The organism is Streptomyces yokosukanensis (assembly GCF_001514035.1).
Taxonomy (GTDB): domain Bacteria; phylum Actinomycetota; class Actinomycetes; order Streptomycetales; family Streptomycetaceae; genus Streptomyces; species Streptomyces yokosukanensis.
The window spans coordinates 1-20262 of sequence record NZ_KQ948221.1 but is presented as its reverse complement, the minus strand read 5'-3'; the positions used below and the strand labels follow the sequence as shown (position 1 = coordinate 20262).

The 20262-nt window shown below is 73.2% G+C and carries 19 protein-coding genes and 1 rRNA gene; 4 read left to right on the top strand and 16 right to left on the bottom strand.

All coding sequences use genetic code 11. The features are described 5' to 3' along the window. Positions 1–25 precede the first annotated feature (25 nt). Entirely contained in the window at positions 26–736 is a 711-nt protein-coding gene (locus tag AQI95_RS33045; RefSeq protein ID WP_067132530.1) for a response regulator, read from the bottom strand. Continuing rightward, positions 733–1323, bottom strand: coding sequence for a TetR/AcrR family transcriptional regulator (locus AQI95_RS33040; RefSeq protein ID WP_067132521.1), 591 nt, complete (start codon positions 1321–1323; stop codon positions 733–735). Before AQI95_RS33040 ends, AQI95_RS33045 begins: the two co-directional genes overlap by 4 nt. 158 nt (positions 1324–1481) lie before the next feature. Between AQI95_RS33040 and AQI95_RS33035 the strand changes: the two genes are divergently transcribed. Together AQI95_RS33035 and AQI95_RS33030 are read left to right on the top strand one after the other, a co-directional pair. Next, complete coding sequence (locus tag AQI95_RS33035; RefSeq protein WP_067132518.1) at positions 1482–2864, top strand: FAD-binding oxidoreductase; 1383 nt, start codon at positions 1482–1484, stop codon at positions 2862–2864. 69 nt (positions 2865–2933) lie between these two features. Then, entirely contained in the window at positions 2934–4580 is a 1647-nt protein-coding gene (locus tag AQI95_RS33030) for a PucR family transcriptional regulator (RefSeq protein ID WP_067132515.1), read from the top strand. On the opposite strand, the gene AQI95_RS33025 is transcribed toward AQI95_RS33030, so the two are convergent. The 8 genes from AQI95_RS33025 to AQI95_RS32990 form a co-directional block, all read right to left on the bottom strand. After that, entirely contained in the window at positions 4577–5713 is a 1137-nt protein-coding gene (locus AQI95_RS33025) for a glycosyltransferase family 4 protein (RefSeq protein WP_067132513.1), read from the bottom strand. The two genes, AQI95_RS33030 and AQI95_RS33025, sit on opposite strands and share 4 nt — an antisense overlap. 266 nt (positions 5714–5979) lie before the next feature. Beyond that, positions 5980–6738: a hypothetical protein gene (locus AQI95_RS33020; protein ID WP_067132510.1), complete on the bottom strand. Its 759-nt coding sequence runs from the start codon at positions 6736–6738 to the stop codon at positions 5980–5982. Further along, positions 6735–8453 (bottom strand): DNA repair protein RecN, encoded by a 1719-nt coding sequence (gene recN, locus AQI95_RS33015; RefSeq protein WP_067132507.1) that lies wholly within the window; start codon positions 8451–8453, stop codon positions 6735–6737. Before recN ends, AQI95_RS33020 begins: the two co-directional genes overlap by 4 nt. A 172-nt stretch (positions 8454–8625) precedes the next feature. Then, positions 8626–9147 (bottom strand): S8/S53 family peptidase, encoded by a 522-nt coding sequence (locus tag AQI95_RS33010; RefSeq protein ID WP_067132504.1) that lies wholly within the window; start codon positions 9145–9147, stop codon positions 8626–8628. 14 nt (positions 9148–9161) lie between these two features. Next, positions 9162–10184: a protease pro-enzyme activation domain-containing protein gene (locus AQI95_RS33005; protein WP_067132501.1), complete on the bottom strand. Its 1023-nt coding sequence runs from the start codon at positions 10182–10184 to the stop codon at positions 9162–9164. A gap of 179 nt (positions 10185–10363) precedes the next feature. Then, the gene (locus AQI95_RS33000; protein ID WP_067132498.1) at positions 10364–11269 is read right to left on the bottom strand and encodes an NAD kinase; all 906 of its coding nucleotides are present in this window, start codon (positions 11267–11269) and stop codon (positions 10364–10366) included. Further along, positions 11266–12081 (bottom strand): TlyA family RNA methyltransferase, encoded by an 816-nt coding sequence (locus AQI95_RS32995; RefSeq protein WP_067132494.1) that lies wholly within the window; start codon positions 12079–12081, stop codon positions 11266–11268. The genes AQI95_RS33000 and AQI95_RS32995 overlap by 4 nt, the downstream gene beginning before the upstream one ends. A gap of 7 nt (positions 12082–12088) precedes the next feature. Continuing rightward, positions 12089–12376: a hypothetical protein gene (locus AQI95_RS32990; protein WP_067132491.1), complete on the bottom strand. Its 288-nt coding sequence runs from the start codon at positions 12374–12376 to the stop codon at positions 12089–12091. A 42-nt stretch (positions 12377–12418) separates the two neighbouring features. Between AQI95_RS32990 and AQI95_RS32985 the strand changes: the two genes are divergently transcribed. Then, the gene (locus AQI95_RS32985) at positions 12419–12766 is read left to right on the top strand and encodes a sterol-binding protein (protein WP_067132488.1); all 348 of its coding nucleotides are present in this window, start codon (positions 12419–12421) and stop codon (positions 12764–12766) included. 6 nt (positions 12767–12772) lie between these two features. Here AQI95_RS32985 and AQI95_RS32980 read toward each other — a convergent pair whose 3' ends face one another. Genes AQI95_RS32980 through AQI95_RS32965 form a run of 4 tightly spaced genes read right to left on the bottom strand, consistent with a single transcriptional unit; the run spans position 12773 to position 16800 of the window. After that, on the bottom strand, positions 12773–13630 hold the full coding sequence (locus tag AQI95_RS32980) for an ABC transporter ATP-binding protein (RefSeq protein ID WP_107121820.1): 858 nt from the start codon (positions 13628–13630) through the stop codon (positions 12773–12775). Then, positions 13627–14658, bottom strand: a complete 1032-nt coding sequence (locus AQI95_RS32975) for a FecCD family ABC transporter permease (protein WP_107121827.1) — start codon at positions 14656–14658, stop codon at positions 13627–13629. The genes AQI95_RS32980 and AQI95_RS32975 overlap by 4 nt, the downstream gene beginning before the upstream one ends. 11 nt (positions 14659–14669) lie before the next feature. After that, entirely contained in the window at positions 14670–15713 is a 1044-nt protein-coding gene (locus AQI95_RS32970) for a FecCD family ABC transporter permease (RefSeq protein ID WP_067132481.1), read from the bottom strand. 58 nt (positions 15714–15771) lie between these two features. After that, positions 15772–16800: an HAD hydrolase-like protein gene (locus tag AQI95_RS32965; RefSeq protein WP_067132477.1), complete on the bottom strand. Its 1029-nt coding sequence runs from the start codon at positions 16798–16800 to the stop codon at positions 15772–15774. Between the two features lie 73 nt (positions 16801–16873). Between AQI95_RS32965 and AQI95_RS32960 the strand changes: the two genes are divergently transcribed. After that, complete coding sequence (locus AQI95_RS32960) at positions 16874–18157, top strand: DUF1015 domain-containing protein (protein WP_067132474.1); 1284 nt, start codon at positions 16874–16876, stop codon at positions 18155–18157. Positions 18158–18248: 91 nt separating this feature from the next. On the opposite strand, the gene AQI95_RS45375 is transcribed toward AQI95_RS32960, so the two are convergent. After that, positions 18249–19109: a tetratricopeptide repeat protein gene (locus AQI95_RS45375; RefSeq protein WP_208614328.1), complete on the bottom strand. Its 861-nt coding sequence runs from the start codon at positions 19107–19109 to the stop codon at positions 18249–18251. Between the two features lie 962 nt (positions 19110–20071). After that, positions 20072–20188: ribosomal RNA gene (rrf, locus tag AQI95_RS32950) — 5S ribosomal RNA — on the bottom strand. Between the last annotated feature and the right edge of the window lie 74 nt (positions 20189–20262).

Below are 20262 nucleotides of genomic sequence, written 5' to 3'. Positions count from 1 at the left end.
GAACCGGGAGGGCGCGGGCGCCCGCTCAGGACCGCGAGGTGACCACGCCGTGTTCCCACGCCCAGGCCGCGACCTCGACACGGTTGCGGGCATCGGTCTTGGACTGGATCCGGGCCAGGTAGGTCTTCACCGACGACAGCGACAGGAACAGCTCCTCGCCGATCTCCTGGTTGGTGCGGCCCACGGCCACCAGCCGCGCGATCTCCGTCTCCCGGACGCTCAACCCGGCCTCCTCCCGGGGCCGTTCACCGGTGCTGGCGCCCCGCAGCTGCCGCAGCAGCCTGACGGTGACCGCCGGCGACACGAGCGCGTCGCCGCGCGAGGCCGCCCGCACGGCCTCGGCCAGCAGCGCGGGGGACGCGTCCTTGAGCAGGAAGCCGCAGGCGCCGTACCGCAACGCGTCGCGTACGTAGTCGTCCTGGTCGAAGGTGGTGATGACGACCACGTTCAGCGCGCGGTCGCCGGTCCGCTCCCCCATGAGGGTGCGGGTGACCTCCAGGCCGTCCAGCCGGGGCATGCGGATGTCGACCAGCACCACATGGGGCTTCAGCCGGCGGGCCAGGTCGACGCATTCGACACCGTCCCGGGCCACCCCGACGACACGGATGCCCGGCTGGGCGTCGAGGATCATCTCGAAGCCGGCGCGCACCAGTTCCTGATCGTCCGCGATCACCACGTCGATCACGTCGATCACGTCGGTCACGTCGGTCACGTCGTCGGCGGCGGCGGACGTCATGCGCGCACCGGGAGGGGGTTCCCGCTGTCGTGCAGCATTGCCATGACGCGGTCCGCGTAGTCGGCAGGCGTCGTCTCGTCCAGGCTGTCTCGCTCATGGTCGTACGCCATCCCGACGATCATGAGCGTGAGATGCGCGGCGGCGGCGTTCCACAGGTGATCGCGGCCGCTGCGCTCCGCGATCGCGTCCTCCAGCAGCAGCCGCTCCCGGTGCATGAGGTCCCACAACCGCGCCCTCGGCCCCGGCGCGAGGTCCAGCTGCGCGCGCAGCCGGCGGATCCGGGCCAGGTGCTCGGGGCCGATGTCCAGGGCGGCGCGCACGGTCCAGCCGAGGGAGACCGCCGCGTGCTCGTCCTCGGGCCGGGCCCGGAACAGGCCGGCGAGTGCGCCGACGCCGCGCTCGACCGGGTCGAGCAGGATCGCGTCCTTGTTCGCGAAGTACCGGTAGACGGTGGAGATCGCCACTTCAGCCCGCTCGGCCACCTGCTCCAGCGTGGCCGCCTCATAGCCGTCGCGCTCGGCGAGCGTGAGCATCGCGTCGTAGATCGCCTCGCGGACCTTCTGCGCCTTCTTCTCCCGGAGTCCCACCCGGCAACCGTAGCAGAATGAGAACTCTTCCCAATTGGAATGTATTGCCAATCGGTACGGCTTCCGAAGTTCCGCGCGAGGCCGCCCGGTCCACACCTCCGACCGCCCACACCTAGGCTGTAATCGGACGAAAGGTGCTTTCCGGAAAGAGAACGACCATGGCTTCCCCTTCGAAGGCCGGCGCGGCCCTCGCCGGGCTGCGCGAGGACCTGGTCGGCGAGGTGGTCGCGCCGGGGGACCCGGGCTACGACGACGCCCGCGCGGTCTTCAACGCGATGATCGACCGGCGCCCGGCCGTGATCGCCCGGTGCGCGAACGCGGCCGATGTCGTCCGGGCCGTGCGCTTCGCCCGTGATCTCGATCTGCCGATCGCGGTGCGCGGCGGCGGGCACAGCGTGGCCGGGGCGGCGCTCGGTGACGGCGCGCTCGTGGTGGACCTGCGCCGGATGCACGAGGTGACCGTCGACCCGGCGGCCGAGGCGGTCCGGATCGGGGGCGGCGCCACCATGAGCCAGCTGGACCGGGCCACCCAGCCGTACGGCCTCGCGACCACCGGCGGCCGTGTCTCCACCACCGGTGTCGGCGGCTTCGTCCTCGGCGGCGGCACCGGCTGGCTGGACCGCGCCTTCGGCCTCGCCGTGGACAACCTCGTCGGCGTGGAACTGGTGACCGCCGACGCCGAGCGGGTGCACGCGAACGTCGACGAGAACCCCGAACTGTTCTGGGCGCTGCACGGCGGCGGCGGCAACTTCGGCGTCGCCACCGCGCTCACCCTGGAGCTGCACGAGCTGCCGGTGTTCTCCATCGCGCTGCTGATGTACGAACCGCGGCTCGGCCCCGAGGCGGTCCGCGCCTTTCGCGAAGTCGTCCTCGGCGGACCCGACGAGGCCGGCGGCGCCGTGCTGTACGCGGCCGCGCCACCGGAGGCGTTCGTACCCCCGCACCTGGTCGGCACGCTGCTGTGCGGGCTGCTGCTCACCTACGCGGGCGACGAGGCGAGCATGCGAGGGCTCGCCGAACCGCTGCTGGCGCTGCCGCACGAGGTGGAGCTGGCCGGCACCGTGCCGTACGCCGATGCGCAGTGCATGTTCGACCATCCCACGGGGATGCGGAACTACTGGTCGGCGGAGTATCTGACCGGTCTGCCGGACGAGCTGGTGGACGTCTTCTGCGCCCGCGCGGACAGCATGCCGATGCCGAGCCGCAGCCAGCAGATCCTGTTCCCGCAGGGCGGGGCGATCGCCGCCGGTCCGCACACGTACCCGGTGCCGTACCGGGACGCGCCCTGGGCCGCGCACCCGTTCGGGATCTGGGCGGACCCGGCCGATGACGAGCGGGCGATCGCCTGGGTCCGGGACGTCCGCGCCGACGTACGGCCCTGGAGCACCGGGGACGTCTATCTGAACTTCATCGGCGACGAGGGCCCGGAGCGGGTGCGGGCGGGGCTGGGCGAGGCGAACACCCTGCGCCTGGCGAAGGTGAAACGCCACTACGACCCCGACAACGTCTTCCGCTTCAACCACAACATCCGGCCGGTGTGAGCGGCACAGGTTTCCCGGGTGCGCGCCCGGAGCTGTCCTGCGGGCGTTCCCGCAGGTAGCGTCCGCTGCATGGACAGCCGTACGGACCACCGATTCGACACCCAGGGCGCCGGGATCACCGTGCAGCGGGCACTGGAGCTGCCCGGGCTGCGCAGCGGGCTGCCGGAGATCGTGGCGGGTGCCGACCGGCTGGGGCGCACCGTGCGCTGGGTGCACGCGGGCGAGGTGCCGAACATCGCCTCACTGCTCAAGGGCGGCGAACTGCTGCTCACCACCGGCTACGGCCTCGGCACCCGCCCGGCCGAGCAGCGGGCGTTCGTGCGCACCCTCGCCGAGCGCGGCATCGCCGCCCTGGTGGTGGAGCTGGGACCGCGCTTCACCCGGCTGCCAGCCGCCCTGGTGGACACCGCACGCGCGGCGGGGCTGCCGCTGGTCCAGCTGCACCGCGAGGTGCCGTTCGTGACGGTGACCGAGGAGATCCACACCGAGATCGTCAACGGGCACTACGCGCTGCTCCAGCGGGCCGAGGAGGTGCACCGGCGCTGCACCGAGGCGCTGCTGGGCGGCGGCGGGGTGCCTCAGGTGCTCGGCATCCTGGCGGACTTCAGCGGCAACCCGGTGTTCCTGGAGACCGCCGACGGCCGCCTGCTGTACGCCGCCGGGGAGGGGCCGCAGGGGGCGGATCCGCTCCAGGTGTGGGAGGGGCTGCGCGGTCCGCACAAGGACGCGCCGCCGCCCACCGGTTCGGTACTGGTGGACGTGCCCGGCGGCGGCCCCGGTACGGCGGGCTCGGTCCGCGCCCGCCTCGTTCTGCTGCCGGTGCGCGCACCGCTGGCGCCCGTGCACCGGATCGCCGCCGAGCGGGCCGCGGGCATCCTTGCCGTGGTGCTGATGCAGGCCCGCCAGGAGGAGGAGCTGGCGGCCCGCGGACGCGGTGACTTCCTCACCGATCTCGCCGAGGGCCGGATCACCGCGGAGGACGCCCCGGCGCAGGCCCGGGTCCTCGGCTTCAAGCCCGGTGACAGCCCGCTGCTGCCGGTGGTGATGCGGATCGGCGACTCCCTCTCCCCCGGCGGGGGTTGGGCCGTGCTGGCGCGGGCGGTGTCCGAGGAGCTGGCGGCGGTGGGGGTGCCGGTGCTGCTGGGGGTTCGGCCGGTGGAGGGCCGGGTGCTGGTGCTGCTCGGACTGCGTTCGGAGTCGGAGCGCTCGGCGGTCGCCGACCGGGTCGCGGCGGCGCTGCGGGCGGGCGTGGAGCGAGCCGGGATGCGCCGGCCGGGCTCGCCGCCGCCGGTCGTGGTCGTCGGCGTGGCGGGCGGCTGGGCCGCCGCCTCGGCCGGGCTGCGGCACGCGGCGGAGACGGCGACCGCCGCACAGGGCCTGACCGACCGGCCCTGGTACGACGCCCGCCGCCTCGACATCGACCTGCTGCTGTGGCGGCTGCGCGACCATCCGGACCTCGCCGCGTTCGTGGACCGCGCCATCGGCCCGCTGCGCGACCACGACCACCGCTCCAAGCCGCCGCTGCTGCCGACCCTGGAGACCTATCTGGCCCACGCCGGGCGCAAGGCGGAGACGGCCCGCGAACTGCATCTGAACCGGCAGACCCTCTACAACCGGCTCGCCCGCATCGGTGAGTTGCTCGGCACGGACCTCGACGACCCGCAGACGGTCCTGGCACTGAGCCTGGCCCTCCGGGCCCGCCGTCACGTGCTCTAGGCGAGCGGGCGGGGCTGGGTCAACTCGTCGTACACGCTGAGCACTTGGGCGACCGTCTCGTCCTCGGTCGGCCAGCCGGCGGTCTGCCGTACCCCCGACTCGCGCAGCGCCTCCCGGCGCGCGGAATCCGCGAGGAGCCGTACGACGGTGTCCGCGAGCGCCTCCGGGTCGCCGTACGGCACGAGTTCGGCGGCGTCGCCCACGAGGTCGGGGATGCCGCCGACCCGGGTGGCGACCAGCGGCACGCGTGCGTACATCGCCTCCTGGGCGAGGACGGAGCGCGACTCCCAACTGCTCGTCAGCAGCGCCAGATCGGCGGCGGCGAGCAGTTCGGGCACGTCCTCGCGGCGGCCGATGAGCCGCACCGGCAGCCCCTCGTCCTCGATCCGCCGCTGTATGACCGGCCGCTGCGGTCCCTCCCCGGCGATGACGACCAGCGGCGCCGGATCGAGGTCCCGCCAGGCGCGGGCCGCGTCGAGCAGGACGTCGTAGCCGCGGTGCCGGTCGAGGGAGCCGACCGCGATGAGCAACGGACGCCCGGTGGCGCCGAGTTCGGCCCGGACCTTGGGGCGCAGCCGGTCGGGGTCGTCGAGGGGGACGGGCCGCCGGTACCCCGGCAGGCCGACGGCGGCGAGCCGGGCGTCCCGCGCCCCCGTGCTCCGGGCCCGGTCCACCAGATCCGAGCTGGCGCCGAGGACCACGGCCGCCGTGCGCACCACCCGCCGCTCCAGCAACCGCAGGAACTGCGCCCGCGCGCCCTGCGCCTGGGCCCGGTCGTGCCAGGTGACCACCAGCGGGGTGCGCCGGCCGCTGAGCGCCAGCACGGCCCGGAAGGAGGCGTGCAGTCCGTGCGCGTGCACCAGGTCGGCGTGGGTGCAGGCCGCCCGCAGCGCGGCCACGGAGGCCGGGTCGCTGCTGCGCGGCACATGCACGTGCTCGGCACCGGCGCCGGTGAAGTCGTAGGCGCGATCCGCCTCGACGGGGGCGCACACCGTGACCCGTACGCCCCTTGCCACGAGCCCCTCGGCCAGCGAGCGCACATGCGCGCTGCTGCCGGCGTTGCCTCCGCCCAGCACCTGCACGGTGCGCAGCGTCGACTGGCCGTGCGGCGCGTTGCTGCTCAGGGGGCTCACGGGGCCGGGGCTCCTGGTTCGACGTGGGCGGTCACGAGGAAACGTACAGAAGGTAGCGGGCTCACGGGGGCGGACGGGCGTACCCCGCGCGCCTCCTGCGCGGACCGTGGTCCCTCAAGCATGCCAGGGCGACGGGCCGTTACGGGAAATCCGGAGGGCGCACAGTGCGGCGGGCCGGGGCAATGCGCCGGAGCACGTCACCCACACGGGTGAGTCGAAACGGCCCGGCCGAACCCCGTACGACCGCGTCCCGCGAGGTCAGACGGTCACAGCGAGCGCGCAAAGGCGGTCACCCGGTCGCCGTACACGGCGGCGGCCACCACCGCGACGGCGTGCACCAGCAGGCCGGGGCGCCGGTTTCCGGCCACGACGGCCGCCCCCAGCGCCGCGCCGAGCGCGTGCGCCCCCGTGTCCCCGATCATCATGCGCTCCGCGAGATCCTCGGGCAGGACGGCCGCGGCGGCACCCATCGCGGCGGCCGACAGCTCGGCCCCGGGCCCCTTGCGCAGCAGTCCCGGCGCGCCGAGCGCGAGCACCGCGCCGACGGCCCGTCCGGGCCGTACGTCGACGAGGTTGACGAAGTGCGCCCCACCGGCGATCACGATCCCGGCGAGGAGCTTGTCGAGCGGGCGCTCCTTCATGAGCGCTCCCGCGACCAGCCCGGCGGCCGAGATCCCGAACAACTTCACGGCGCCGCTGGTGACTTCGCCGTTCCTCAGCGCCCCGAGATGCGCCCGGAAGCCGCGCCGGGTGTCCCCGCGGACATGCCCGGCGACGTCGTCGTAGGCCCCGCAGGCGCCGGCGGCCAGCACGGCGGCGCCGGCGGCGGGATGCACCCGGGCGGCGGAGAGCGCCACGCCGACGGCGGATGCGGGCCCGGCGTACAGCTCGACGGTCCGCCCGGCGTGGTTCTTCCGCTCCCAATCCGCCCGCGAACCGGGCGCGTTGCGGCGCAGGGCGGCCAGGCCCGCGCCGGTGACGGCGGCGGCCAGCACGAAGGCGCCCGCCCTGCTCCTCCCCCTCACCCGTCCGCCCGTGCCGTCGCCAGCAGTTCCTCCGCGTGCGCGCGGGCCGTCTCGGAGTCCTCCTGGCCGGCCAGCATCCGCGACAGCTCGCGGATCCGCTCCTCGCCCTCCAGCACCTTCACGCCGGACCGGGTGACCGAGCCGTCGTTGGTCTTCTCGACCAGCAGCTGCCGGTCGGCGAACGCGGCGACCTGGGGCAGATGGGTGACGACCACGACCTGCGCGGTCCTGGCGAGCTTCGCCAGCCGCCGCCCGATCTCGACCGCGGCCTTGCCGCCCACACCTGCGTCGACCTCGTCGAAGAGGTAGGTCGGCACAGGGTCCGTGCCCGCGAACACGACCTCGACGGCGAGCATCACGCGGGACAGCTCACCGCCGGAGGCACCCTTGGCGATGGGCCGGGGCGGGGCGCCCGGGTGCGGGGCGAGCAGCAGCTCGACCTCGTCCACGCCCGACGGCCCGTACGCGACGGCCCGGCCGCCGACCTCGACGCCCTCCGGGTCCTCGGTCTGCCGGAGGTCGAAGGACACGCGCGCGTGGGGCATCGCCAGCGAGGCCAGCTCGGCCGTCACGGCGGCGGCGAACCGCGCGGCCGCCTCGGTCCGCGCGTCCGTCAACGCCTGGGCGAGTGCGCCCAGTTCGGTACGGAGCGCGTCCCGCTCCGCGGTCAGCTCCCCGAGCCGCTCGTCGTCGCCGTCCAGCTCGGTGAGCCGGGCGGCGCTGTGCTCGGCCCACGCCAGCACGGCGTTGACGTCGTCCCCGTACTTGCGGGTGAGGGCGGTCAGGGCCGCCCTGCGCTCCTCCACGGCGGCCAGCCGCAGCGGATCGGCGTCGAGATCGTCGGCGTACCCGGCCAGCTCCCCGGCGACGTCGCCGAGCAGGATCCCGATCTCGCCGATCCGGTCGGCGAGGGAGGCCAGCGCCGGATCGTGCGAGCGCACGGCCTCCAGGGCCCGATGGGCACCGGCGACGAGGGTCGAGGCGTCGATCCCCTCGGGGTCCTCGGGATTGCCCGCGAGGGCGGCGTGCCCGGCCGTGGCGGCCGACGACAGCGCCTCGGCGTGCCCGAGCCGCTCGGCCTCCTCGGCCAGCTCGACGTCCTCGCCGGCCCGTGGCTCGACGGCGGCGATCTCATCGAGCCCGTACCGCAGCATGTCGGCTTCCTGCGCCCGCTCACGCGCGCGCGTGGTGATCTCCTCCAGCTCGGCGGAGACGGCGCGCAGCCGACGGTAGGCCTCGGTGTACTTGGTGAGGGGCACGGCGACGGTGTCGCCCGCGTACCGGTCCAGCGCCTGCCGCTGCCGGGACAGCTTCAGCAGGCCCTGCTGGTCGGTCTGCCCGTGCACGGCCGCCAGGTCGTCGGCCAGCTCGGCGAGCAGCCCGACCGGCACCGACCGCCCGCCCAGATGTGCCCGGGACCGTCCCTCGGCGGAAACGGTACGGCTGATCAGCAGGGTCCCGTCGTCCAGCTCCGCCCCGGCCTCCTCGGCGCGTACGACGGCGCCGGCGTCCGCGGGAAGGGTGACCCGTCCCTCCACGACCGCCTTCTCGGCCCCGATCCGCACGAGCGCCGGGTCCGCCCGCCCGCCGAGCAGCAGCCCGAGGCTGGTGACCACCATGGTCTTGCCCGCACCCGTCTCACCGGTGACGGCGGTGAACCCGGGTGACAGCTCGACGACGGCATCGTCGATGACCCCGAGCGACCGTATCCGCATCTCCTCCAACACGGACAAGACCTTACGAGGTCTTGGGCCGGGAGTGCGACGGGCCCCGGCCCGGTTGTGTGAAGAAGCAGGTGACGCAGGCGTCCGGGCCGCGCGGTGTCACCCGGGCGAGTGCAGGGCCGTCCGCACGATGCTCCTGCGCGGCGCCCTCAGTGCGGTGCCCTCAGTGCAGCCCCTTGAGCAGGGCGACACCGTCGCACACGCCGTACCCGGTGACCGCGTCGTACCCCGCCTTGACCGGGTAGCCCACCGCCGGCGGGTGGGAGCCGTTGTCGTGGCCGACCGCGATGTCACGGCAGGCGACCTCGCCGAGCGGGCGGCCGTTGGTGCCGCTGTCGTAGAGCAGCGGTGTGAGGAAACGCTGGCGCTTGTCCGAGGGCAGCAAGGCGTTGATCCGGGCGATCAGGGCGCCCCACAACGGCGCGGAGGCGCTGGTGCCGCCGTTGGGCGCCGGCCTGCCGAGGAGCGTCAGGTCGTAGAACGGCGGCCCGGCGAGCGCCGCGACGTCCGGCAGGACCCGCCCCTTGATACTGCCCGGGTTCAGGGAGTCGATGTTGATGTTCCGCTGGTAGGCCGGGCGGTCGAACGTCGTGGAGACTCCGCCGCCGCTGGCGCCGCCCCCGTGCCGGGTGCGGTGCCCGGGCGCCTGCCACCAGGCGACTTCCTGGCCGGACTCGTCGATCATCGTGCCGCCGGCGCTCAGTACGAAGGGGCTGGAGCTGGGGAAGTCGACATGCGCCCGGCCGTCCGGGATCTGGTCGCCCGAGCCGTCGTCGCCGGAGGCGACACAGACCGTGATGCCCGCGTCCGCCGCCCCTCGAGGCGCTTGTTGATCTCCCGGAGCGCGTTGGCCGACCAGCTGGGGTGGTCCTCGGTCAGGCCCCAGCTGATGGGCACGCTCACCGGCCGGTCGGCGATGACCCGGTCGAGCAGCTCGATCCAGCCTCGTTGGTCGAACATGGCGAAGTAGACGGAGATCCGGGCCGCCGGGCAGAGGCCGGCGACGATCTGCACGTCCATCATCACCTCGCCGCCCGCCTCGGCCGCGAACTGCTGCTGGTCGGGTGGCAGCTGCTGGAGTTCCTGCACCGACCTCGGCGGGTCGTAGCTCAGGGGCACCACCGCGACCTGCGGCGTCGGCCGGTTGTGCGCGCTGCAGAAGGCCTGCAGGTCCTCCTGGAAGTAGAAGCCGCCGAACTCGGCGACGCCGATGCCCTGCCCGTCCCCGTCACCGGCCGGGAAGTTGTACAGCCGCTCCAGGTCGTCCGGTGTCATCGCCCCCTGGAAGCCGGAGCCCCGGCCCGACTTGCGCCGGGCCATCTGCCGCTCGTCCAGGCCGAAGACGCCGGTCACGATGCCCTCGAGGTCGGCGGGGATCTGCAGTTCGCCCTCGCGGCCGCGGAAGTCGCCCTGGGTGGCGCTGTGGTAGATGCCGAGGTTCGCCTTGAAGGCGGCGTCCATGGCGGCGACGGGGCCGCTGACCACGATGCTGCCGGGTGAGAGCCGGACCTGGTCGACGGTGAGGCCGTACCGTTCGAGGACCGCCTTCGTCGTCTCGGCGTCCTGGCGCCGCTCGACCGGGATCTGGTCGGCGGGGGCCACCTTGCCACGGAGGGTGATGGTCACGTTCACCCGGTGCTGGGGGTCGGCGTCCCGCAGCCGGGTCGCGTCGGCCTTGGCCGGGCGTGTGCTGCCGGCCAAGGCCACGTGCTGCTGATTCATCGGCGTCTCCTTGGTGCCGGCCTGCCGCACAGCCGGGCCTGCCAGCTCGGGTCGGAACTGCGATGCACAGCGAGATATATCCGGTCTATGCCGGAAAAATATGCCAAGCCGACTCCGTCCACCCGGACAGGGCACGGCCTGCCCGGGATGGAGTACGCGCGAAGGCCGTCACCGACGGCTCAGTGCGGCGCCCCGCGCCATCCGGTGGTCGGCAGCGCGAACTTGGCCACGAGCCGGTCCGTGAAGGACGAGTGGTGCAACCGGGCCAGCCGCACCGGGACCGCCCCCCGCCGCACCTCCACCCGCGCCCCCGGCGGCAGCTCGATGGTCCGCCGCCCGTCGCACCACAGCACGCCCGGCGGAATGTGCGGCAGCACCTCCACCGCGAGCACCGAGTCCGGCGAGGTGACCAGCGGCTTGGCGAACAGCGCGTGCGCGCTGATCGGCACCATCAGCAGCGCCTCGACCTCGGGCCACACCACGGGCCCGCCCGCGGAGAACGCGTACGCCGTCGACCCGGTGGGGGTCGACAGGACGACCCCGTCGCACCCGAACCCCGTCACCGGCCGCCCGTCGATCTCCAGCACGACTTCCAGCAGCTTCTCGGCGCCCGCCTTCTGCACGGCCGCCTCGTTCAGCGCCCAGTCCGTGTGCACGATGTCGCCGTTGCGATGCACGACGACATCGACGGTCATCCGCTCCTCGACCTCGTACGACCGTGCCACCACCCGGTCGACCACCCGGTCGAGGTCGTCCCGCTCGGCCTCCGCGAGGAACCCGACCCGGCCGAGGTTGACGCCGAGCATCGGCACCCCGGAGGCCCGTGCGAACTCCGCCCCCCGCAGCAGCGTGCCGTCGCCGCCGAGCACGATCAGCAGCTCGCATCCGTCGAGGCACTGCGGAGTCGCCTCCTTGACCAGCCCCACCTCGTCGGGCAACGGCAGGTCGCGCGCTTCCTCCTCCAGCACCCGCACCCCGATGCCATGCCGCAGCAGGCCCTTGACGACGAGTTCCGCACTGCGGATCGCCGCGGGCCGCCCGGTGTGGGCGAGCAGGAAAACAGTACGCGCCAGGTTCTGTGTCAACGCGGCCCCTCCGCCACTGCACGGTCGACTTCGGCCGGGTCCACCTGGGGTGCCCCCGCCCGCAGCCAGAGAAAGTACTCGACGTTCCCCGAGGGCCCGGGCAGCGGACTGGCGGTGACCGAACGCACCCCGAGCCCCAGCTCCCAGGCCTTCTCGGCCACTGCCCGCACGGCCTCCGCCCGCAGCTGCGGACTCCGTACGACACCCCCGCTGCCGAGCCGCTCCTTCCCCACCTCGAACTGCGGCTTGACCATCATCACCAGGTCGGCGTCGGGCTTCACGCACCGCTTCAGGGCCGGCAGCACCAGCCCGAGCGGGATGAAGGACAGATCGCCCACGACAAGATCCACAGGTTCCCCGTCGATCGCTTCGAGCGTCAACTCGCGTACGTTCGTACGGTCCTTGACGGTGACGCGTTCATCGCTCTGCAGAGACCAGGCGAGCTGTCCGTACCCGACGTCCACCGCGACGACACGGGTGGCGCCCGCACGCAGCAGGACATCGGTGAAGCCGCCGGTGGAAGCCCCGGCGTCCAGCGCTCGCCGGCCCTCGACCACGAGCCCCTGCGGCACGAAGACCTCGAGCGCGCCGGCCAGCTTGTGGCCGCCCCGGGAGACGTAGTCGGGATCGCCGTCGTCGGCCTGGACCACGATCGCGACGGCGGTCTCCACCTGGGTGGCCGGCTTGGTCGCCACGGTCTTGCCGACGGTGACCCGTCCGGCGGCGATCAGCTGGCTGGCGTGCTCACGCGAGCGCGCCAGCTTCCGGCGGACCAGCTCCGTGTCCAGACGGCGGCGTGCGACTCCTGCCACGTTCGGTTCAGCTCCTGCTTCGGTGGTACGAGGGTGTGGGGGCCGGGGGTCCCGGGCGGGCGTCGAGCGCGGTGAGCGCGTCACGCAACCCCCGGTGTACATCCTCGTACACCTCGACGTGTCCGTCGGCGGCGAGGTGGTCGGCGTCGGCCAGCCGCTCCAGCTGGGCGTCGACGTCGGCGTTGCCGGTGGGGGTGCGAGGGACGTCCAGGGGGGCGGGCGCGGCGGGGTCGTAGGCCTCCGCGGCCTGTGCCGCCTCCGCCTGGACGGCCGTCTGCGGAACCGAGTCGCTCATGCCCCGACGCTACCCCGAACCGCTGGGGTACCGTCGTGGGCGATGGCCACGATCGAGGAGTGCCGCGCCGCACTGGGAAAGCTTTCGGACAATATGCAGGGGGCCGATGGCGACGTCGGCGCGGCCGCCGCCCTGGACCGGTCGGTGAGCTGTCACATCACCGATCTGGACATCACCTTCGCCGGCCGGATGACGGGCGGGCGGATCGACGTCGACGACACGCACCCCGGTCCGCCGCGGGAGAAGGCGCAGATCAGGCTCGCCATGGCCGGGGACGACCTGGTGGCCCTGGTGGGCGGAGAGCTGAACTTCGCGACCGCCTGGGGCACGGGCCGGGTGAAGCTGGAGGCGAGCCTGCTGGATCTGTTCCGGCTCCGGAAGCTGCTGTGACCCTCCTCAGGAAGCCGTGGTGAGCCGCTGCCGCTCGGCGCGTGCCTTGCGCGCGGCCGGCACCACCAGCGGCGTACCGGTCTCCGGGTCGTCGATGACCTGACAGCGGAGCCCGAACACCTGCTCCACCAGCTCGGCGGTGACGATGTCGTTCGGGGCGCCCTCGGCGATCACCTCGCCGCCGCGCAGCGCGATGAGGTGGGTGGCGTAGCGGGCGGCGTGGTTGAGGTCGTGCAGTACGGCGACCAGGGTGCGGCCCTGGGTCTCGTGCAACTCGGCGCACAGGTCGAGGACGTCGATCTGGTGCTGGATGTCCAGGTAGGTGGTCGGCTCGTCCAGCAGGAGCAGCGGCGTCTGCTGGGCGAGCGCCATGGCGATCCACACCCGCTGCCGCTGTCCGCCGGACAACTCGTCCACGTACCGGTCGGCCAGCTCGGCGACGCCGGTCTGCCGCATCGACTCCTGGACGACCCGCTCGTCCTCGGCCGACCACTGGCGCAGCAGCCCCTGATGCGGGTAGCGGCCCCGGCCGACGAGGTCGGCGACGGTGATGCCGTCGGGCGCGATGGACGACTGCGGCAGCAGGCCGAGGGTGCGCGCGACCTTCTTGGCGGGCATCGACTGGATGACCTGCCCGTCGAGCAGCACCCGGCCCTCGCTCGGCCTGAGCATCCGCGACAGCGCCCGCAGCAGCGTCGACTTGCCGCACGCGTTCGGGCCGACGATCACCGTGAAGGAGTTGTCGGGGATCTCCACCGACAACTGCTCGGCGATGACGCGCTGGTCGTAGGCGAGGGTGACGTTCTCGGCGGACAGGCGGTTCACAGTGCTCCTCTTGCTGACTGACTCGGCGACGGCGCTCATATCCGGCCCGCCCTGCGCTCGGTGACCAGCAGCCACAGCAGATAGCCGCCGCCGAGGACGCCGGTGACCACGCCGACGGGCAGCTGGTCGGCGCCGAAGGCGCGCTGGGAGGCCCAGTCGGCGGCGACCAGCAGGGCGGCGCCCATGCACAGCGAGGGCACCAGGTTGGGGCCCGGCGAGCGGGTCAGGCGCCGGGCGAGCTGGGGCGCGGTGAGCGCGACGAAGGAGACGGGCCCGGCGGCGGCCGTAGCGGCCGCGACGAGCAGGACGGCACACACCATCAGCACCAGCCGCACCCGCTGCACCGGCACCCCGAGGGCGTTCGCGACGTCGTCGCCCATCTCCGTCATCCGCAGGCCGCGGGCGCCCGCGAGGACCACCGGGACGAGGACGGCGCACAGCGCGAGCAGCGGCCAGACCTGGTCCCAGTCACGGCCGTCGAGGGAGCCGGTCATCCACACGACGGCCCGCGCCGCGTCGACCATGTCGGCCTTGGTGAGCAGATAGCCGTTGACGGCGGTGGCGATCGCGGAGACTCCGATGCCGACCAGGACCAGCCGGTATCCGTGCACGCCCTGCTTCCACGCGAGCAGATAGATGGCGAGGCCGGTCGCGAGGCCGCCGATCAGGGCGCCGACGGTGACCTGCGTCGTGCTGCCGGACATCAGCACGATCACGACCAGCGCGCCGGCGGTCGACCCCTGGGAGAGGCCGAGGACGTCCGGGCTGCCGAGCGGATTGCGCGAGACCGACTGGAACAGGGCGCCGCCGAGGCCGAGCGAGGCACCGACCAGCAGCCCGACCAGGACCCGCGGCAGCCGCAGCTCGTTGACGATGAAGTCCTGGTAGGCGGTGCCGTGCCCGGCGAGGGTCCGGAGCACGTCGGCCGCCGGGATCTTCGCGTCGCCGGTGCCGATCAGCGCCACGCCGGCCGCGCAGGCGGCGACCAGCAGCAAGGCGACGACGATCAGGGCCCGCAGGTCCAGGCGCAGGGAGAGCCCGCCGGGAGCGCGTACGGCCCGGTTCATGGATCGGGTCTTCACAGTTGGGCCGTCCTCCGCCGTCGTACGAGAAAGATGAAGACCGGGCCCCCGATGATCGCGGTGACGATGCCGACCTGAAGCTCCGAGGGGCGGGCCACGACCCGGCCGGCGACATCGGCGCCGAGCAGCAGCACGGGCGACAGGACCGTGGCGTACGGCAGGATCCAGCGCAGGTCGGGGCCGGTGAAGGAGCGCACGACGTGCGGGACCATCAGGCCGACGAACACGATCGGTCCGCAGGCGGCGGTGGCGGCACCGCACAGCACGGTGGCGGCCAGCATGGCGAGCGCCCGGGTGCGGCCCAGGTTGGCGCCGAGGGCGCGGGCGGTGTCGTCGCCCATCGCGACGGCGTTCAGCGGCCGGGCCAGCCCGAGCGCCAAGGCCGTGCCGACCGCGAGGAACGGCAGCACCTGAAGGATGGTCGAGTTCGTGGCCGAGGCCAGCGAACCCACCGTCCAGAAGCGCATCGTGCCCAGCGCCGCGTCATCCGTGATCATCACGGCCTGGAGATAGCCGTACAGGGCGGCGCTGATCGCCGTGCCGGCGAGCGCGAGCCGCACCGGGGTGGCGCCTCTGCTGCCGCCGAGGAGCCACACCAGCGCGCCGACCGCCGCCGCCCCGAAGAAGGCGAACCACACATAGCCGGTGAGGCTGGTGACACCGAAGTAGGTGATGGCGGTGACGACGGCGGCGGAGGCTCCGGCGTTGATCCCGAGCAGCCCGGGGTCGGCCAGCGGATTGCGGGTGAGCGCCTGCAGCACCGCGCCCGAGAGGCCGAGCGCGGCACCGGCGAGCAGGCCGAGGACCGTGCGCGCGAGCCGCTCGTCGACGACGACGTCGCCGTAGGTGCCCGTGCCGTGGAACAGGCCGTGCCAGACCTGGTCCAGCGACAGCGATTTCGCCCCGATCGCGATGCTCGCCAGAGCGACGAGCACCAGGATCGCGGCGGAGAGCAGGAGCCCAAAGGCCCTTGCCGCCCGGCGGGTTGGGGGCGCGGGGGCGGTCTCCGCGCACTGTTCCGGAGGACTGTCGACCAACACGAGGTTAGGTTAGCCTACCCTCGCTCTTGAATTCGATCCCTGGGGGTCCCGGTCCGCCTCACAGTCCGAGACGCGCCAGCGCCTTCCCCCCGTCCAGCTCGCAGGAGCCCTCCCCGGCCGCCGTCCAGGCCGCCGCGCACAGCGCCCGCAGCCCGTCCAGCGCCTCCCCGTCGCCCTCCAACTCCACACGGTCCGCCCCGGCCGTCGCCGTGAACCCGCCGCAGCGGAAACCGCCACCCTGCCGGACGACCTCCGGCTGCCCGGTGAGCAGGCCGCGCAGATCCGCGTCCACATACGTCGGCCGGTGCCGCGGCGGCGCCGCGAGCAGCTGGGCGCCGTCGGTGACGCCGGTGAGCACCAGCAGCGAGTCCACCCCGCCGTTGCCGGCACCCTCGATGTCCGTGTCCAGCCGGTCCCCGACCACCAGGGGCCGCTCGGCACCGGTACGGATGATCGTCTCCTTGTGCATCGGCGGCAACGGCTTGCCCGCCACCTGCGGCTCCGCACCGGTCGCGATCCGAACGACCTGAACGGCCGCGCCGTTGCCCGGCGCGATGCCCCGCCCGCTCGGAATCGTCAGATCGGTGTTGGAGGCGAACCACGGCACCCCACGCGCCACCGCGTACGACGCCTCCGCGAACCGCCCCCAGGTCAGATCGGGCCCGCCGTACCCCTGCACGACCGCGGCCGGATCGTCGTCCGCCGAGTCCACGGGGGTCAGCCCCCGCTCGCGCAGCGCCACCCGCAGCCCCTCGCCACCGATGACCAGCACCCGCGCCCCGGCCGGCACCTGCTCGCTGATCAGCCGCGCGACCGCCTGCGCGGAGGTGATGACGTCATCGGCGCCCGTCGGTATGCCCAGCTCCGTCAGATGGTCGGCCACCGTGTCCGGGGTCCGCAGCGCGTTGTTCGTGACGTACGCCAGACGCATGCCGCCGGAGCGCGCCAGGGCCAGCGAGTCGACCGCGTGCGCGATGGCGTCACCGCCCGCGTACACCACCCCGTCCAGATCGAGCAGCGCCGTGTCGTACGCCTCGCTCAGGGGCTGCCCACTGCCCTCGGGACTCGTCCTGACCGCCTGGCTCATTCCACATCGCTCCTCGTTCGAAGGCCTTTCCCCCGATCATCCCGCACAGCACTGACACACGTACGATGCCGGGATGAACACTGCAGGTCACTCGGAAGCAACGGCGCCCCGAGGCCTGGAACTCACCACGTTCCGCGGCCTTCGCTACGACCCCGACCGGGTCGGCAGCCTCGCCGCCGTCACCTCTCCGCCGTACGACGTCGTCGTACGCCCCGACGGAGTACACCACCTCCAGTCTGCCGACCCGCACAACATCGTCCGCCTGATCCTCCCCCAGGCCGGCACCCCGAGCGCCGGCACCGAGCAGGCCGCCGACACCCTGCGCCGCTGGCTGGACGAGGGCATCCTCGCCGCGGACCCGGAGCCCGGCCTGTACGTCTACGAGCAGCGGGACGGGGGCGGCATGCTCCAGCGCGGAATCATCGGCGCGCTGCGGGTCTCGGAGCCCGCCGAGGGCGTGGTGCTGCCGCACGAGGACGTCATGCCGCCCGTGGTCGCCGACCGTGCCGCCCTGATGCGCGCCACGCGCGCGAACCTGGAGCCCCTGCTGCTGACCTACCGCGGCGACGGAACGGCGGCCGAGGTCGTCGAACGCACCACGGAGAAGCCCCCGCTCCTGGCCACGACCACCGAGGACGGCTTCCACCACCAGCTCTGGTCCATCACCGACCCCACCGACCTGGCCCGCATCCACTCCGACCTCGCCCATCAGCAGGCCCTGATCGCCGACGGCCACCACCGCTGGGCCACCTACCTGCGACTGCGCGCCGAGCACCCCTCCCCCAGCCCCTGGGACCACGGCCTGGTCCTGCTCGTCGACACCGTCCGCTACCCGTTGCGGGTGCGCGCCATCCACCGCCTGCTGCACGGCCTGCCCGTCGCGGACGCCCTCACGGCGGTGCGGGGCCTGTTCCGGGTACGGCGCCTGGACACGCCGCTCGCCGAGGCCCTGGCGGTGCTGGCGGACGCGTCCTGCGCGGGCAACGCCTTCCTGCTGGCCGGCGACGGCGCCTTCCATCTGCTCGACCACCCGGACCCGGACCTGCTGGCCCGGACGATCCCGGCCGACCGCCCGGCCGCCTGGCGCTCCCTGGACGCCACGGTCCTGCACGCCGCGCTCCTGGAGCACGTCTGGCACATCCCCGAGGACTCCCCGGCCCATATCGCCTACATCCACGACACGGCCGCGACGGTCGCCAAGGCGGAACGCGACGGCGGTACGGCGGTCCTGATGCACCCCGTCCGCGAGGAGGTCGTACGCGACCTGGCCCGCCAGGGCGTGATGATGCCGCGCAAGTCGACCTCGTTCGGCCCGAAGCCGGCGTCCGGACTTGTGCTGCGGGCCCTGGAGATCTGAGCCGTCCCGCTCCCCGGAACGCGAAAGAGGGCAGGCGCCGCAAGGCGCCTGCCCTCTTCATCATCCCGCCGATCGCCCGATCGACCAGGCGTCAGCCCTTGTCGCCGTCCCGGTCCCCTTCGCCGCCCCTGTCGGCTTCGCCGTCACCGTCGATGTCGGCGTCGGCGTCGATGTCGGCGTCACCGTCGATGTCGCCGTCGATGTCGTCGTCACCGTCGATGTCGTCCTGCGGCGCGTCCTGCGACGAGCTGCGCTCGGCCGCACCCTCGCTCTCGTCCAGCGCGTCGACGAACTCCACGCCGTCCAGCTCGGCGAGCCGGTCGGAGGCGTCGGTGCTGCCGTCCCGGTCGGCCTCCACGGCCTTGGCGAACCACTCCCGCGCCTCGCCCTCCCGGCCGACGGCCAGCAGGGCGTCCGCGTAGGCGTACCGCAGGCGCGCGGTCCACGGCTGAACGGAGTTGGAGGCCAGCTCCGGGCTCTGCAGGGTCACGATGGCGGCGTCCAGCTGGCCCATGTCACGCCGGGCACCGGCCGCGACGAGCCGCATCTCGACCTGACCGGCCTTGTCCAGCTTGTGCACCTCCGGGGCACCGGCCATGTCCAGCGCCTTCTCCGGCCGGCCGAGCCCACGCTCGCAGTCGGCCATCACCGGCCACAGCTCCACGGTGCCGGTCATCCGCCGCGCGGCCCGGAACTCCGCGAGGGCCTCGCTGTACTTCTGGCTGGCGTACGCCGCGAACCCGGCGGCCTCGCGTACGGCGGCCACGCGGGACGCCAGACGCAGGGCCACCTTGGAGTAGCCGTAGGCGCCCTCCGGGTCCTCGTCGATGAGTCGGGCGACCATCACCAGGTTCTTGGCGACGTCCTCCGCGAGCGTCTTGGGCAGGCTCAGCAGCTCCTGCCGGACGTCACTGTCGATCTCGTCACCGGTGACGTCCTCCGGGATCGGCAGCCGCTTGATCGGCTCGCGGTCGCGGTCCCTGTCCCGCTCGTCACGGAAGCGGCCACCGCCACGCCGGTCGTCCCGCCGGTCGTCACGACGGTCGTCGCGCCCCCGGAAGCCGCCGGGCCTGCCACCGCGGTCGTCGCGGCGCGGCCCGCGGTCGCGGTCGTCCCTGCGGCCGTAGCCACCACGGTCGTCCCGGCCGCGGAACCCACCGCGCTCGCCCCGGTTGTCGTCACGACGGTCGTCACGCCTGTCATCGCGGCGGTCGTCCCGGCGGAAGCCACCCCGATCGTCACGGCGGTCGTCACGACGCTCGCCGTAGCCACCGCCACGGTTGTCGTCACGACGGCCGTAGCCACCACGGTCGTCGTCGCGGCGGAAGGCAGGACGGTCCCCACCACGGTCGTCACGACGGAACGGGGGACGGTCGCCACCACGGTCGTCACGCCGGAAACCACGATCGTCCCGACGGTCGTCGCGGCGCGGCCCACGGTCGCGGTCGTCCCGCTGGAACGCCGGACGCGGACCCCGATCGCCCTCACGGCGGTCGTCACGGCGGCCGAAACCGCCGCGCTCACCACGGTCGCCGTAACCGGCACCACGGCGGTCGTCACGCCGGTCGTCGCGGCGGTCGTCCCGGCGGAAGCCACCCCGATCGTCACGACGGTCATCGCGGCGGTCATCGCGGCGGTCGTCACGACGCTCGCCGTAGCCACCGCCACGGTTGTCGTCACGACGGCCGTAGCCACCACGGTCGTTGTCACGGCGGAAGCCGCCACGGTCGCCTCGGTAGCCGCCGCCACGTTCACCGCGGTCACCACTGTCCCGTCGCCGCTGGTCGCGCTCCGGTCGCTCGTCGGGAGAGTTGGTGGACATGGTGACTCCTGTCTTCGGTACCTCAAGCATTGTAAAAACAAAAGGACCCCTGGTCCCAGCTGAACGCTGGGACCAGGGGTCCTCCAAAGATTGTTCGGCGGCTTCCTACTCTCCCACAGGGTCCCCCCTGCAGTACCATCGGCGCTGTGAGGCTTAGCTTCCGGGTTCGGAATGTAACCGGGCGTTTCCCTCACGCTATGACCACCGAAACCCTAATGGTTTCGAGCGAACAAGCACACTTTGTAGTTATGCGTTCTGCTCTGAACCGGCAACGGTCGTTGCC